Below are 13564 nucleotides of genomic sequence, written 5' to 3' on the forward strand. Positions count from 1 at the left end.
CGGGCGCCGCCGCGTGTTCCGTGTCGAGACCGCGCGATGGGGAGGGCCCCGCGCGAAGCGCGGGAGGGGCGAAGCCCCTCCGGCGGGGAACCTGCGCGCACCCGCGTCAGCGGGCGCGCAGGTTCACGGGCCCCGCCGAGCGGGGGTGGGGCCCCGGCGGCTCCGCCGCTGGGGCGGGGGACGCAGTCCCCCGTGAGATCAGTTTATCCAGCGGGGCGGCTCGTCCTTGCCGTCTCGGCGGACCACCTTGAGGTGCTTCGCGCGGCGGCGCGCCTCGCGCTCCTCCATGCTCCGCCGGGCCTTGCGAAAGTACCGGCCGAACGAGAAGCCGCGCGACATCACCCAGCCCAGGGCGAGCGCGGAGAAGTGCACCACGAAGCGGCCCGGGCCGCCGTAGGCGATGGCGTAGAGCACGGTCCCGAACACCACGAGCGCCGCCATCATCTTGGCGCTCATGTTCACGACTCCGAACCAGGAGAGCGGGCGGTCCGGGTACATGAGCGCCCAGACGACGAGCAGCGCGTTCACCGTGGGCCAGGCGTCGATGTGGGCGATGGCGGCGGGCGGGTAGACGATCGCGACGAGCGTCGCGAGGGCGCCGGCTCCCACGGTGATCCCGAGGAAGCGCAGGAGGAAGCGCCGCTCGCCCCACGTGAACACGAGCTGCTGCCCGAGCCACCAGAGCATGAAGCCCGCGAAGAAGAGGGTGAGCGGGCTGTCCTGGACGAAGACCCACGTGAGGAGGCGCCAGACCTGGCCGCCGACGACGCTCGGCGGATCGAAGGCGAGGAGCGCCAGGAGCCGCCGGTCGAGCCAGCTCCCGATGGTGACCACCGCCATCGCCACGATGAGCAAGCCCACCGCGGCGGGGACCCGCCCGCCGAACGTGAAGACGCTGCCGAGATCGGGGGGGCGGCGGCGGGCGGTGGGCATGTGGCGTCAGGCCTTTCTTCGTTCCCGGTAGAACAGGATGATCGACAGGCAGTGGAACTCCTTGTCGGAGCTCTGCGTCACCTCGCGCTCCACCACCTCGTAATCGGGGTGCTCGGCGAGCCAGCGCGTGATGTGTTCTCCCATGTGCTCCCGATCGCGCGCGAGCGTGGTCGTGAACACCTTCACCCCGGTGAAGTCCGCCATCCCGTACCCTCCCTCGGAACGGGCTGGACCCTATCGTCCCGGGAGGGCCCGGGCAAGAACGCGACGGACGGCGTCACGGCTCGACCGGGGCGAGGACGATCGCGACGCCCTGCCCGCCGCCGATGCAGGCGGACCCGATCGCCGCCCGTCCGCCGCGCCGGCGGAGCTCGTACGCGAGGTGCATCGTGATGCGCGCGCCGCTCGCGCCGAGCGGGTGGCCGAGCGCGATCGCGCCGCCGTCCACGTTCGTGCGCTCGCGCGGGAGCCCGAGCTCCTTCTCGACCGCGAGGTACTGCGGGGCGAACGCCTCGTTCACCTCGAAGAGGTCGATGTCCGCGAGGGTGGCGCCGGCGCGCGCGAGCGCGTTCTGGATCGCCGGCACCGGGCCGATGCCCATGATGGTCGGGTCCACGCCCGCGTGGCCCCAGTTCACGATCCGCGCGAGCGGGCGGACGCCGCGCCGCTCCGCGTACGCGCGGGTGGCGACCACCAGCGCGCCCGCCCCGTCGGCGACCCCGCTCGCGGCGCCTGCGTGGATGACGCCGTCCTTCTTGAACACCTTGGGCAGCTTGCGCAGCCCCTCGACGGTGGTGTCCGGGCGCGGGTGCTCGTCGCGGTCGAACGTGACGCTGCCCTTCTTGCCCTTCACCTCGACGGGGACGAGCTCCTCGCGGAAGCGCCCCGCCTCCTGGGCCGCCGCCCAGCGCCGCTGGGAGAGCACCGACAGCTCGTCCACCGCGTCCTGGCCGATCCCGTGCTGCTCCGCGAGCTTCTCGGCGGTGAGCGCCATGGGCATGCCGGCGTAGCTGTCGGTGACGGCCGACCAGAGCATGTCCTCCATCGCGGGTGGCTTGCCGAACGGGAAGCCGAAGCGCGCGCCGCGCACGACGAGCGGCGCCTGGCTCATCGACTCGGTGCCGCCGGCGAGCACCACCTCCGCCTCGCCGAGCTCGATGAGCATGGCGGCCTGGATCACCGCCTCGAAGCCCGACCCGCACAGCCGGTTCACGGTGAGCGCGGGCACGCGCTGCGGGAGCCCGGCGCGCAGCCCCACGTGCCGGGAGAGGTAGATCGCGTCGCTGCTCGTCTGCGCCACGTTGCCCATCACCACGTGGCCGTAGTCCTCCGCCGGGACGCCCGCCTGGGCGATCGCCGCGGTCGCGGCGTGCACGGCCAGGTCGGTGGCGCTCAGATCCTTGAGCGCCCCGCCGAGCGTCCCGAAGGGGGTCCGCTTCGCGGCGAGGATGACGACGTCCTTCTGGCCTGCCCGCTTCATGCGCGAAGCCTCCTCATCTAGGGATAAGGCTCGCGGTGAGGCCTTTCACGGCGAAGGCCAGGATCGCCACCGCGAGGAGGATGTTCACGACGGGGATCGCCGCCGCGGCCCGCCCCTCCGGCGAGCGCAGGAGCCGCACGGCGCGCGGGGCGTGGCGGGCGAGCATGTAGACGGCGAACAGCGCCGCGAGGACGTGGAAGGTCACGCCGGGGATGCTACGTCCCCGCCGGGCGCGGCGCGCGGCTTTCGATGGGGGTGGGTCCGCGCGCGGGCGCGCCGGGTGAGCGCCTACGCCTTCGCGACCGACGCGGCCGGGGCGGCCTTCTTCTTGCCGAGGATGCGCGCGAGGACGATGCCGATCTCGTAGAACAGGATCATCGGCACGGCCATCATGGCGAGGTTCAGCGGGTCGCCGGTGGGCGTGATGATCGCCGCGATGAGCGTGTTCACCACGATGGCGATGCGCCGGTACTTCGCGAGCGTGTCGGCGGAGACCACCCCGATGAGCGCCAGGAACGCGATGATGACCGGCACCTCGAACACCACGCCGAAGCCGAGCAGCATCCCGAGCACGAGCCCGAGGGTGGAGCTCATGGTGAGCATCGGGACGAGGCTCGCGTCGCCGGCGATGGCGAGCATCGCGGGGAACGCCGGGGGCATGACGAGGAAGTAGCAGAACGCCGCGCCGACGTAGAAGAGCAGGGTCCCGAAGAACAGGAACGGGACGACGAGCCGCTTCTCCTTGCGGTAGAGGCCGGGGGCGATGAACTGCCAGACCTGCCAGAGCACCCACGGCGCGGCCACGAACACGCCGCCGTACACGGCCACCTTCAGGTAGACCATGAGCGGCTCGATCGAGCTCGTGTAGTGCAGCACCTGCTGCTCCTTCGGCAGGGCCGCGCGCACCGGGTTCATGAGCCAGTGGAAGATGGGCTCCACGAACCCGCCCACCGCGACCATGCCCACGAGCACGCCGAGGAGCGCGTGCATGAGCCGCTTCCGCAGGTCGCGGAGGTGCTCCATGAACGTGAGGCGGACCTCGCCCTCCGGCTCCGGCGCTCCGCCGGCGGGAGGGAGCTGCGGCGCGGTCGAGCTCATGCGGTCCTGGAGGGCGCAGGCGCCTCGGAGGCCGCGGCGGGCTCCTCCGCGGCGGGCGGGGGCGCCGCGCCGGCGGGCTCGGCGAGGGCGGCCTCGAGGCCCGGGACGTTGTCGGTCGTGGCGGGCGGCGGTGGCCCGGCGGGCGGGAGCGACGCGGCCGGGACCGGCGGGACCAGGGCGGGCTTCGCGGCCTTCCGCTCGTCCGCGTAGAGCTCGGTCTCGATCTGGTCCTTGATGTCGTCCGTGGCCTTGCGGACCTCCCGGAGCGTCTTCCCGAGGGTCTTGGCCGCCTCCGGCAGGCGGTCGGGCCCGAGGAGGAGGAGCGCCAGGATGGCGATGATCACGATCTCGCCGAAGCCGAGGCCGAACATGCGTCGCCCATATAACACGGGCGAATCCGGAAGGCTTCGCGCGGTCGTTGCGGCGCCGGCTCGCCGCGCCTAACTCTCCGGCGCATGGCCTACTGGCTCCTGAAGACCGAGCCCAGCGCGTACGCGTGGGACGACCTCGTCCGCGAGGACACCACCGCCTGGACCGGCGTCTCGAACGCGCAGGCGCAGGCCAACCTGCGCGCGATGCAGGCGGGCGACCACGCGGTCATCTACCACTCGGGCGAGAAGCGCGCCGTGGGCGTGGCGGTGGTGGTGCGCACCGCCTACCCCGACCCCGAGGGGAGCGGGACCGTCTGCGTGGACGTGCGGGCGGTGGGGCCGCTCCCCGCGCCGGTCCCGCTCGAGGCGCTGAAGCAGGAGCCCACGTTCGAGGGCTCGGCGCTCCTCCGCCAGGGCCGGCTCTCCGTCGTCCCGCTCTCGCCGGCGGAGTGGCGCGATCTCGTCGGGGTGGCGGAGATCATCGCCAAGACCGGCGGCCTCCGCGCCGACGAGCGCTTCTGACGCACGCCGCCCTGGCCGCTCGGCGGGCGCCCGCTCGCCCGCGGGCCGCTACTGCATGAAGAGGTCCTGCACCTCGACCTTCTGCTGGCCCTCCTTCACGGCGGTCGGCTCGGTGCCCTGCTTGAACGGCTCGAGCACGCCGCGCCCGTCCCCCGACGGCTTCCCGGTCTCGGGATCGATCCGCACCTCCACGATGCCGGGGGGCGCGGCGAACTCCGGCTGGGGCCGGCCCTCGAGCGCGGTGCGCATGTAGGAGAGCCAGATGGGCAGCGCCGCGTGGCCGCCGGTCTCGTACCGGCCGAGCGGCGTCACGTTCACGTCGTAGCCCAGCCACACCCCGGTCGCGAGGTCGTGGGTGAAGCCCATGAACCAGGTGTCGAACGAGTCGTTCGTCGTGCCGGTCTTGCCCGCGGCGGGCTTGCCGAGCGCCGCCGCCCGGGCGCCGGTGCCGACGGTCGCGACCTCGCGCAGCAGCCGCACGAGGATGTACGCGGTCCGCTCGTCCATCACCCGCTCGCGCGGGCGCGTCACCTCGGCGAACCCCGCCGCGAGCCGCTCGTCGAGCCCGACCCACGGGTCGCGCCAGTCGGCGCGATCCTCGAGCACGTTCCCGTCGCGGTCGAGGACGCGCTTCACGAGCGCGGCGGGGCGCTTCTCGCCGTAGCGCGCGAAGAGCGCGTACACGTTCGTGAGCTCCCACAGGTTCACGCAGGACGAGCCGAGCGCACTGCCGAGCTCGAGCTTCACCGGCGTGGTGAGCCCGAGCGCCTTCGCCCACTGCGCGAGCGCGAGGGCGCCGGCCTTCGCGGTGAGCGCCTCGGCGGTCTTCACCGCGGGGATGTTCATCGAGTTGACGAGCGCGGTGCGCAGCGTCACGTCGCCCTTGAAGTCCTGCCCGTAGTTCTGGGGCTTCCAGCTGTTCTCGTCGTCGCGGAAGACGATGGGCGCGTCGGTGAGGATCGTCGCCGGCGTGTAGTCGAGCTTCTCGATGGCGGCGGAGTAGACGAGCGGCTTGAACGCGGAGCCCGGCTGGCGGCAGGACTGGAACGCGCGGTTGAACTCGGAGGCGTCGAAGTCGTAGCCGCCCACCATCGCCACCACGTAGCCCGTCCACGGGTCCACCGAGACGAGGGCGCCCTGCAGCTTGGGCTCCTGCTCGAGCGAGAAGAGCAGCTCCGCCTCCGGCACCGCCGAGGCCTTCCCCACCGCGAGCTCCTTCTCGCGCCTCTGCAGCTGCTCCCGCGTCACGCGGCGGAGGAGCACGACGTCGCCCGCCTTCACCGCCACCGAGGGGCGGGAGATGAGCGCGTCGGGGTAGGAGACCTCCGGGTTCGGGCGGCGCGCCCAGCGCATGCCGGAGACGGGGAGCAGGCCGCGGTTCTCGCCGATCTCGACCTCGGCCGCGTCGGCGCCCACCCGCGCCACGATCCCCACGCAGTAGTCGCCGGGCTCGAGCGAGCCCTTCGGCCAGGCGCGCGCGAGCCGGCTGGCGAGCTCCCTGCGCTCGTCGCTCCCGGGGGCGACGTTGGCGACCGGCCCGTTGTAGCCCTGGCGGTGGTCGACCTCCATCAGCCCGGAGAGCATCGCCGCCTGGGCGGCGCGCTGCTTCTCGAGGTCCATCGCGAGCTCCACGCGGAGCCCGTCGTGGAGGAGCCGGTCGTTGCCGTAGCGGTCCACCACGTAGCGGCGGCCCTGCTCGACGTAGAACGGCGCCGTCTCGCGGAACACGTCGTCGACCCCGAAGACCTTCACCTCCGCCTCGGAGCCGCGCCGCCGCTCCTCCTGCGTGATGAAGCCCTCCTCCGCCATGCGGCGCAGCACGTAGCGGCGCCGCTCCTTGGCGGCCTCCGGGTGGGAGAAGGGCGAGTAGCGCGACGGCGCCTGCGGCAGCCCGGCGATGAGGGCCGCCTCCTCGAGCGTGAGCTCCTCCACGTTCTTGCGGTAGTAGTTCTCGGCCGCCGTCTGGACCCCGTAGCTGTGGTGCCCGAGGTAGACGCCGTTCAGGTACAGCCAGAGGATCTCCTCCTTCGTGAACGCGCGCTCGAGCCGCTTCGCGAGGATGAACTCGCGGATCTTGCGGGCGAGGCTCCGCTTCGTGCCCGACTCGAAGCCCTCCGCGCTGATGAGCAGCGACTTCGCGGTCTGCTGGGTGATGGTGGAGCCGCCCTGGATGCGGCGCCGCAGCACGTAGGTGTTCACCGCGGCGCGGAGCGTCCCCTTCCAGTCGATGCCGCCGTGCTCGAAGAAGTCCTGGTCCTCCGACGAGATGAACGCCTGCACGAGCTGGCGCGGGATGCGCGCGTACGGGACGACCTTGCGCCGCTCGACGAAGAACTCGCCGGCGATCTGCCCGTCGCCGCTCGTGAGCTCGGTGATGATGGGCGGCCGGTAGTCGGCGATCCTGGGCAGCTCCGGGAGGCTGCGCGAGAAGTACAGGTAGCCCGCGATCCCGGCGACCACCCCGGCGTTCACCGCCACGATGGCGAGGAAGATCGCCCAGCGGAGGAGCCGCCGGACGAGAGGCCGGGGGGGCGGGACCCCGTCGAGGACCACGCGGGAGGGGGCGTCCGTCGTGCCCCCGGTTTCGACCGTCGGATCGCGGCTGTCGCTCATCGGCTGGCGAATCTAAGCCCCGGGTCCGGGTGAGTTCAACGCTCGCCGTGTGGGCGGGCTGGCGCCCTGGCCCCCGCCCGCTCGCCCGGGCCCACCCCGGGCGCCGCGAGGTTCGCGCGCGAGAGCGCCTCCGCGAGCTCCTCCGGGAGCGGCGCCTCGAGCTCCAGCCGCCGCCCGCCCGTCGGGTGCGGGAGCTCGAGCCTCCAGGCGTGGAGGAACATGCGCCGGAGGCCCCAGCGCTGCTTCGCGGCGCGGTTCGCGGGGAAGTCTCCGTAGCGCTTGTCGCCGAGCACCGGGTGCCCGATCGCCTCGAGGTGGCGGCGGATCTGGTGCGTGCGGCCGGTCTCGATGCCGACGGCGAGGAGCGAGGCCTCCTTGCCGGAGGACAGGACCTTCCAGCGGGTGAGCGCCTCCTGCAGGTTCACGCCGCGCGCCGCCTTGGAGCGCGCGGTCTGCTCGTGCTCGGAGAGCGGCAGGTCGATGGTGCCGACCTCGCGCGGCATCTTCCCCTTCACGAGGGCGAGGTAGGTCTTCTTCACCCCTTCGCCGCTGGTGAAGATCTCGGTGAGCCCCACCATCGCCTTGCGCGTCTTCGCGACCAGCACGACGCCGGAGGTGTCGCGGTCGAGGCGGTGCGCGGGCGAGGGCTTGAACTCGGTCGGCGGCAGGTCCTCGGGCGTGCGGAGGTGCGCGCGCGCCATCTCCACGAGCGTCGCGCCGGTGATGCCGGTGCCGGGGTGGGCGGCGAGGCCGGCCGGCTTGTCCACCGCGAGGACGTCGGCGTCCTCGTGCAGCACGCCGAAGGTGACCTCGCCCCCCCGCGCCGCGCCGCGCGCCGGCTCCGGCCGCGCGAGGAGCCGCTCCTCGTCGCCGCGGATCACGACCGTGTCGCCCGCCTGCACGAGCTGCTCCGCCTTGCCCCGCGCGCCGTTCACCCGCACCTTGCGCGTGCGGAACATCTTGTAGACGTGCGAGAGCGGCACGTCGCGGAGCGCCTTGCGCACGAGCTTGTCGAGCCGCTGCCCGGCGGCGTCCTCGGAGATGGTGATCGTCAGCACCGGGATGTTCTACAGCACCCGCCCGCTCCGGACGACTCCGGCGCGCCAGCGGGGCGGGCGCCTCGCGCGCCGGCCGCCGCTCCGCGGGACCGCGCGCGGGGTCGTGCTCGGTCGCTTCAGGCCGGCGCGTCGCGCGGGCGCAGCTCGAGCGGCGTGGTCTTCACGAGCGAGACCACCAGCATCACGCCCGCCACGAAGGCGTCGTGGAACGCCACCCACGCCTGCGTGTGCGGGAACCAGATCGTCGTCACGAGCAGCCAGCCGGCGAGGGCGGTGTTGAGGAAGCGCAGGGCGGGCGCGTAGAGGGCGAGCAGCGCGGTGGTCGCGACCCAGATCCCCACGAGCCAGGTGCTGAACCCGACGCCGCCGTCGCGCGGGAGCAGGAAGGTCGAGGCGAAGAGCCAGAGCCCGAGCGCGATGTTCACCGCGCGGACGCGGACGCTCGACGCGACCGGCGTGAAGGGAGGCAGCCCGTGCATGCCACGAACCTGCGCACCATCCGTGCATGGGCAAGCGGCCCGCGCCCTCCGCGCGCCTCCCCGCTCGCCCCGCCGGCGCGCGGCGCCCCGCGACCCCGCGGTCCCGTCCGCGCGCGGAGCGGCGCGGCCACCCCCGCCCGCTCGCCGCCACGTCGGGCCGCCGCCGCCCCCAGCGGCACGTGCGCCGTGCGCGCCGGCTCCGGTATCTCCGCCCGACCGGAGGCGGGACGATGGGCTCTCCAGAGGTGAAGGGCTTCGGCCAGGGCGATCCTGCCCTCGCGGCCTGGGCCGAGGCGGTGTACGGGCCGGAGGACGAGGTGCTGCGCGAGATCCGCGCGCGCAGCCGCGCGGCGGGCCTCCCGGCGATCGAGGTCGGCCGCTTCGACGGGCTCCACCTCGAGGTGCTCGCGCGCGCCTGCGCCGCGCGGCGGATCGTGGAGATCGGCACGCTCGGCGGCTACAGCGGCGTGTGCCTCGCGCGCGCCCTGCCCGACCGCGGCGTGCTCCACACCTTCGAGCTGCGCGAGTCCCACGCCGAGCTCGCCCGCGCCGCCTTCGCGCGGGCCGGCGTCGCCGACCGCGTGCGGCTGCACGTGGGCCCCGCGCTCGAGCGGCTCCGCGACGTCGAGGCCGAGGGCCCGTTCGACCTCGTCTTCGTGGACGCCGACAAGGGCGGGTACCCGGCCTACCTCGCCTGGGCGGAGGCGAACCTGCGCGTGGGCGGGCTCCTCCTCGCCGACAACACCTTCGGCTTCGGCCACGTCCACGAGCCGGCGGCGGCCGGCGAGGACGCCGCCGCGATGCAGCCGCTCCGCGAGTTCAGCGAGCGGCTCGCGCGCGGCGGGCGCTTCCGCGCCACGATGCTGCCGACCGCGGAGGGGCTGTCGCTAGGAGTGAAGCTCCGCTGAGCTGCTGCGGCGAAGGCCGAACCGACGGGCTACAGCAGCTCGAGCTGCATGTGCTCGCGCAAAGGCTCCGCCCGGATGCCTTCCTTGCGGAGCGCGGCGGCGAGCGCGTCGGCGTGGCCGTGCACGGTGTACACGCGCGCGGCGCCGGTCGCCTTGGCGTAGCCCAGGAGCCCGGGGAAGTCGGCGTGGTCGGAGAGCGGGAACGCGGCGTCCACCCCGCGGAACCAGCGCGCGCCGTCGATGGCCCAGCCGGTGAGGATGGCGGTCCGGCGCCGGCGCACGCCGCGCATGGCCGGGCTGCGGGCGAGGTGCGGCGGCGAGACGACCACCTCCCCCGGCCCCGCGCCCTCGGGACCGAGCGGCCGGACGTTCGGGAGCGCCACGCCCTCCGCCTCGTAGACGCGGTTCACCGCGTGCACCACCGGGTGGACGCGGCAGGGGTAGCCCGCGTCGGAGAGGAACTTCAGGATCTCCTGCGCCTTGCCGAGCGCGTAGCCGAGGAGCACGGGGGTCACCCCGTCGGACAGGGCGTCGTCCACGAAGCGCCGGATCGCGGCCAGGGTGTCGGCCTTGGGCGGGAAGACGTAGCGCGGGTGGCCGAAGGTCGACTCCATCACGAGCACGTCGCAGGGCATCACGTCCGCCTGCTCCGCGGCGTGGGTGGGCTCGGTGCAGAGGTCGCCCGTGTAGCCCACGGCCACCTCGTTGCGCGTGACCCGGAGCTGCGCCGAGCCGAGCACGTGGCCCGCGCTGAAGAGCTCGAGGGTCAGCTCGCCGAGCCCGAACGGCGTGCGGTAGCCGACCGGGAGCGCCTCGGTCTTGCGGCGCTTGGGCTCCCCCAGCCGGTGCCGCATGAGCGCGATCGTGGCGGCGGTCGCGATGGTGCGGTCGTGTCGGCCGATGTGATCGCCGTGCGCGTGCGAGACGAACGCGCACTCGACGCGTCGCTTCGCGTCGAGGTGGAGAGCGCTGTTCGTGATCCGGAGCTCACCGCGGTGGAGCTCGATCGGCGGCCGCCTCATCGGGCGCCCGTTCTACACCGTGCCCCCCACAGGCGCGAACCCCCGCCCGCGCGCCTGCCGTGGCGCGCCGGTGGAGGCTCGCGCCCGCGAGACCTCGGTCACTCGTCGTGGGCGGGAGGTGGCCGCCGCTCCGCCGGCGCCGCCTCCGTCTTCGCCTCGCGCTTCTTGCCCTGCGCCTCGCCGCCCTTCCGCTCCGCCTGGCGGTCCTGCTCCTCCAGGTCGTGGATCTTCTTCTCGAGCGAATGGAATCCGCCTCGCTTGCCTTCCGCCATCGCCCACCTCCGTTGTCGTCCAGGATCGTCACCCCGGCGGCGGAGCGCAGCGAGGGGCCGTAGGGGTAACTCGTCGGCGGCGCCCGGAGAGGGGCCTCTTCCTCATATGGGCTGTCAGTCCCCCACGGCATGATGCGCGCCGCCATGGCCCTACCTCTTCGAAAGAACTCCGAGCCCGCGCCCGCGGGCCCGGACGCGCCCCGGGAGGCGAAGATGAGACCGCAGCGCACCGTCGACGTGGGGGAGCGGCTGCCCCTCCTCCAGAGCATCCCGCTCTCGCTCCAGCACCTCTTCGCGATGTTCGGCGCGACGGTGCTCGTGCCCTACCTCGTCGGCCTCGACACCTCGGTGACCCTCTTCACCTCGGGCGTCGGCACGCTCCTCTACATCTTCATCACGAAGGGGAAGATCCCCGCCTACCTCGGCTCGTCCTTCGCCTTCATCGCCGCCTTCATCGGGATCCTGGGCGCCAAGGCGGGCGAGCTCGCCTCGCCGGAGCGGGTGTCGATCGCGATGGGCGGCTGCGTGGTGGTGGGCCTCGCCTACATCGCGGTCGCGCTCCTCATCGGCAAGTTCGGCACCGCCTGGATCGACCGGGTCCTGCCGCCGGTGGTGATCGGCTCGGTGGTGATGGTCATCGGCCTCGGCCTCGCCCGCACGGCGGTCGTGACCATGGCGATGGAGGGCGGCACCGGGACGTATCACCCGGAGTTCTTCGCGGTGGCGCTCTCGGCGCTCGCGATCGCCATCCTCGCGGCGGTCTTCCTGAAGGGCTTCCTCGGCGTCATCCCCGTCCTCATCGGCATCGTGGGCGGCTACGTCGTGGCGCTCCTCGCCGGTCAGGTGAGCTTCGCCGCGGTGAAGAGCGCGGCGCCGCTCGCCCTGCCCCCCTTCGTGCTCCCCACCTTCACCTGGGGGGCGGTGCTCACGCTCGCGCCGATCTCGCTCGTCGTCATCACCGAGCACATCGGCCACCTCATCGTCACGAACAACATCGTGGGCCGCGACTTCATGAAGGACCCCGGCCTGCACCGCTCGCTCGCGGGCGACGGCGTGGCGACCGCTTTCGCCGGCCTCGTGGGTGGCCCGCCCAACACCACCTACGGCGAGAACATCGGCGTCATGGCCATCACCCGCGTGTTCAGCGTGTGGGTCATCGGCGGCGCGGCCGTGATCGCCATCGTGATGTCCTTCTTCCCGCCGGTGGGCGCGCTCATCCGCACCATCCCCACCCAGGTGATGGGCGGCATCTGCATCCTGCTCTTCGGGATCATCGCGTCCGCCGGCATCCGCATGCTGGTCGAGGCGGGCATCGACTTCTCGCAGAAGCGGAACCTCATCATCGCCTCGGTCGTGCTCGTCATCGGGATCGGCGGCGCGAAGCTGAACATCGGCACCGTCGAGTTCAGCGAGATGCCGCTCGCCACCTACGTCGGCATCCTCCTGAACCTCGTCCTGCCGCGCGGGCTCGAGAAGGGCGCCGGCGAGGCGTCGGGCGAAGCCGCCGACGTGTAGCCGTGTAGCCCGGAGGCGCGCGCGCCTCTCCGAAAGCGCCCGGTCCGCGCTGCGCGGCCCGGGCGCTCGTGCGTCCGGGGGCGCGGCGCGGCCAGGAGCCCCCGCGGCCTTCAGCGCAGGAGCAGGTAGTAGAGCCGCCCGGGCTGCTTCATCCGGCCGGCCGCGCTCTCCGCGTAGGCGCCGCTGCCGAAGAAGAGGTCGATGCGCGCGGAGCTCCGGATGGCGCCGCCGGCGTCCTGATCGAGGAAGAACCGGCCGAACGGCTTCATCGGCCCGCCCGCCGCGTCGGTCGGCCGCTCGGCCTCGACGAAGGCCAGGGCGCCCTTCGGGAACACCTTCCCGTCGGCGGCGAGGGTGCGATCCGGCGTGACCGGCACTCCCAGCGAGCCCACGGCCTCGTCCGCGAAGCGGAAGAAGACGTAGGACGGGTTCGTGGCGAGGAGCAGGGGCTGCTCGGAGGGGTTCGCCGCGAGCCAGGCCTTGATCGTCTGCATCGAGACCTGCTCGCGCGGGATCGCGCCGCGACGGACGAGCTCCGCGCCGATCGCCTCGTAGCGGTGCCCGTTCTTGCCGGCGTACGTGACGACGCGGGTCGTCCCGTCCGGAAGGCGCAACAGGCCGCTCCCCTGGATCTCCACGAAGAACGCGTCCACCGCGGAGCTGACGAAGGCGAGCTCCGCCCGCTGGCCGGAGAGGGCGCCGTCGGCGATCTCCGCGCGCGTCGGGTAGGGCACGAGCCGGCCGTCCTTCACCCTGCCCACGAGGTCGGCGGAGAGCGCGGGGAAGTCGCGCGCGCGCACCTGCACGAGGTCGTCCGGCGCGCGGTGCAGGGGGACCTGGAAGCGCCCGCCGCGATCGAGCGCGCCGTCGAGCTCGGGCAGGTAGTAGCCCGTGAAGAGCACCGTCCCCCGCCCGTCGCCGACCGAGCGGAAGACGCGGAACTCGCGGACGAGCGCCTCGCGCAGCGCCGCCGGCGGGGGACGCGCGGCCACGAGCTCCCGGAAGCGGCGCAGCGAGGCGGCGACGCGCGCGAGCGGGACGCGCTCCTTGCCGAAGGCGAGCGTCCGGCCGGGGTCCGCCCGCGAGAGGCGCGCGAAGTGCTGGAGCGACCGCTCGAGGGCGAGATCGAGGCCCGCGTAGTCGAGGTCGTCGGCGAAGGCGGGGAACGCCTCCGGCTTCAACTCCTCGAGCGCGCCCTCGGCGCTCGAGGCTGGCTGGGGGGGAGGCGGGAGGGTGCGGCAGGCGGCGAGCGCGAGCGAGCTGACGAGGGCAAGGCGGAGGGCGCGGCGCATC

At 73.4% G+C, this 13564-nt stretch carries 15 protein-coding genes; 3 read left to right on the plus strand and 12 right to left on the minus strand.

Features of this window, described 5'->3' with window-relative positions; all coding sequences use genetic code 11:
- Positions 1-198 precede the first annotated feature (198 nt).
- From MLV88_RS21465 to tatB, 6 genes are all read right to left on the minus strand, one after another.
- A complete protein-coding gene (locus MLV88_RS21465; protein ID WP_242333924.1) occupies positions 199-933 on the minus strand; it encodes a rhomboid family intramembrane serine protease in 735 nt (244 codons plus the stop codon).
- 6 nt (positions 934-939) lie between these two features.
- Positions 940-1137: a hypothetical protein gene (locus tag MLV88_RS21470; RefSeq protein ID WP_242333926.1), complete on the minus strand. Its 198-nt coding sequence runs from the start codon at positions 1135-1137 to the stop codon at positions 940-942.
- 73 nt (positions 1138-1210) lie between these two features.
- Positions 1211-2413, minus strand: coding sequence for an acetyl-CoA C-acetyltransferase (locus tag MLV88_RS21475; protein ID WP_242355255.1), 1203 nt, complete (start codon positions 2411-2413; stop codon positions 1211-1213).
- A gap of 13 nt (positions 2414-2426) precedes the next feature.
- Positions 2427-2618 carry a hypothetical protein gene (locus MLV88_RS21480; protein WP_242333932.1) on the minus strand — a complete coding sequence of 64 codons (192 nt, stop codon included), beginning with the start codon at positions 2616-2618 and terminating at the stop codon, positions 2427-2429.
- Between the two features lie 83 nt (positions 2619-2701).
- On the minus strand, positions 2702-3511 hold the full coding sequence (tatC, locus tag MLV88_RS21485; RefSeq protein WP_242333934.1) for a twin-arginine translocase subunit TatC: 810 nt from the start codon (positions 3509-3511) through the stop codon (positions 2702-2704).
- Positions 3508-3882 carry a Sec-independent protein translocase protein TatB gene (gene tatB, locus MLV88_RS21490; protein ID WP_242333937.1) on the minus strand — a complete coding sequence of 125 codons (375 nt, stop codon included), beginning with the start codon at positions 3880-3882 and terminating at the stop codon, positions 3508-3510. Before tatB ends, tatC begins: the two co-directional genes overlap by 4 nt.
- Before the next feature lie 84 nt (positions 3883-3966).
- On the opposite strand from tatB, the gene MLV88_RS21495 reads away from it, so the two are divergent.
- The gene (locus MLV88_RS21495; RefSeq protein ID WP_242333940.1) at positions 3967-4404 is read left to right on the plus strand and encodes an EVE domain-containing protein; all 438 of its coding nucleotides are present in this window, start codon (positions 3967-3969) and stop codon (positions 4402-4404) included.
- 48 nt (positions 4405-4452) lie between these two features.
- On the opposite strand, the gene MLV88_RS21500 is transcribed toward MLV88_RS21495, so the two are convergent.
- From MLV88_RS21500 to MLV88_RS21510, 3 genes are all read right to left on the minus strand, one after another.
- Complete coding sequence (locus MLV88_RS21500; protein ID WP_242333944.1) at positions 4453-7017, minus strand: penicillin-binding protein 1A; 2565 nt, start codon at positions 7015-7017, stop codon at positions 4453-4455.
- A gap of 35 nt (positions 7018-7052) precedes the next feature.
- Positions 7053-8075: an RluA family pseudouridine synthase gene (locus MLV88_RS21505; protein ID WP_242333946.1), complete on the minus strand. Its 1023-nt coding sequence runs from the start codon at positions 8073-8075 to the stop codon at positions 7053-7055.
- A 116-nt stretch (positions 8076-8191) separates the two neighbouring features.
- Positions 8192-8554 carry a hypothetical protein gene (locus MLV88_RS21510; protein ID WP_242333949.1) on the minus strand — a complete coding sequence of 121 codons (363 nt, stop codon included), beginning with the start codon at positions 8552-8554 and terminating at the stop codon, positions 8192-8194.
- Positions 8555-8784: 230 nt separating this feature from the next.
- Between MLV88_RS21510 and MLV88_RS21515 the strand changes: the two genes are divergently transcribed.
- Positions 8785-9462, plus strand: a complete 678-nt coding sequence (locus MLV88_RS21515) for an O-methyltransferase (protein WP_242333952.1) — start codon at positions 8785-8787, stop codon at positions 9460-9462.
- Positions 9463-9491: 29 nt separating this feature from the next.
- On the opposite strand, the gene MLV88_RS21520 is transcribed toward MLV88_RS21515, so the two are convergent.
- Positions 9492-10484 carry an MBL fold metallo-hydrolase gene (locus tag MLV88_RS21520; RefSeq protein WP_242333955.1) on the minus strand — a complete coding sequence of 331 codons (993 nt, stop codon included), beginning with the start codon at positions 10482-10484 and terminating at the stop codon, positions 9492-9494.
- A gap of 98 nt (positions 10485-10582) precedes the next feature.
- Positions 10583-10756, minus strand: coding sequence for a hypothetical protein (locus MLV88_RS21525; RefSeq protein WP_242333958.1), 174 nt, complete (start codon positions 10754-10756; stop codon positions 10583-10585).
- A gap of 213 nt (positions 10757-10969) precedes the next feature.
- Here MLV88_RS21525 and uraA point away from each other — a divergent pair, with 213 nt between their 5' ends.
- Positions 10970-12271: a uracil permease gene (gene uraA, locus MLV88_RS21530; RefSeq protein WP_242333960.1), complete on the plus strand. Its 1302-nt coding sequence runs from the start codon at positions 10970-10972 to the stop codon at positions 12269-12271.
- Positions 12272-12381: 110 nt separating this feature from the next.
- Here uraA and mltA read toward each other — a convergent pair whose 3' ends face one another.
- The gene (gene mltA / locus MLV88_RS21535) at positions 12382-13563 is read right to left on the minus strand and encodes a murein transglycosylase A (RefSeq protein WP_242333963.1); all 1182 of its coding nucleotides are present in this window, start codon (positions 13561-13563) and stop codon (positions 12382-12384) included.
- Between the last annotated feature and the right edge of the window lies 1 nt (position 13564).

It is taken from the genome of Anaeromyxobacter soli (assembly GCF_022808855.1).
GTDB lineage: Bacteria > Myxococcota > Myxococcia > Myxococcales > Anaeromyxobacteraceae > Anaeromyxobacter > Anaeromyxobacter soli.

What these genes read in the sequence shown, in the direction of transcription:
- MLV88_RS21465 (WP_242333924.1), bottom strand. Translation starts at nt 933, where the DNA reads ATGCCCACCGCCCGCCGCCGCCCCCCCGATCTCGGCAGCGTCTTCACG.
- MLV88_RS21470 (WP_242333926.1), bottom strand. Translation starts at nt 1,137, where the DNA reads ATGGCGGACTTCACCGGGGTGAAGGTGTTCACGACCACGCTCGCGCGC.
- MLV88_RS21475 (WP_242355255.1), bottom strand. Translation starts at nt 2,413, where the DNA reads ATGAAGCGGGCAGGCCAGAAGGACGTCGTCATCCTCGCCGCGAAGCGG.
- tatC (WP_242333934.1), bottom strand. Translation starts at nt 3,511, where the DNA reads ATGAGCTCGACCGCGCCGCAGCTCCCTCCCGCCGGCGGAGCGCCGGAG.
- tatB (WP_242333937.1), bottom strand. Translation starts at nt 3,882, where the DNA reads ATGTTCGGCCTCGGCTTCGGCGAGATCGTGATCATCGCCATCCTGGCG.
- MLV88_RS21495 (WP_242333940.1), top strand. Translation starts at nt 3,967, where the DNA reads ATGGCCTACTGGCTCCTGAAGACCGAGCCCAGCGCGTACGCGTGGGAC.
- MLV88_RS21500 (WP_242333944.1), bottom strand. Translation starts at nt 7,017, where the DNA reads ATGAGCGACAGCCGCGATCCGACGGTCGAAACCGGGGGCACGACGGAC.
- MLV88_RS21510 (WP_242333949.1), bottom strand. Translation starts at nt 8,554, where the DNA reads ATGCACGGGCTGCCTCCCTTCACGCCGGTCGCGTCGAGCGTCCGCGTC.
- MLV88_RS21515 (WP_242333952.1), top strand. Translation starts at nt 8,785, where the DNA reads ATGGGCTCTCCAGAGGTGAAGGGCTTCGGCCAGGGCGATCCTGCCCTC.
- MLV88_RS21520 (WP_242333955.1), bottom strand. Translation starts at nt 10,484, where the DNA reads ATGAGGCGGCCGCCGATCGAGCTCCACCGCGGTGAGCTCCGGATCACG.
- MLV88_RS21525 (WP_242333958.1), bottom strand. Translation starts at nt 10,756, where the DNA reads ATGGCGGAAGGCAAGCGAGGCGGATTCCATTCGCTCGAGAAGAAGATC.
- uraA (WP_242333960.1), top strand. Translation starts at nt 10,970, where the DNA reads ATGAGACCGCAGCGCACCGTCGACGTGGGGGAGCGGCTGCCCCTCCTC.
- mltA (WP_242333963.1), bottom strand. Translation starts at nt 13,563, where the DNA reads ATGCGCCGCGCCCTCCGCCTTGCCCTCGTCAGCTCGCTCGCGCTCGCC.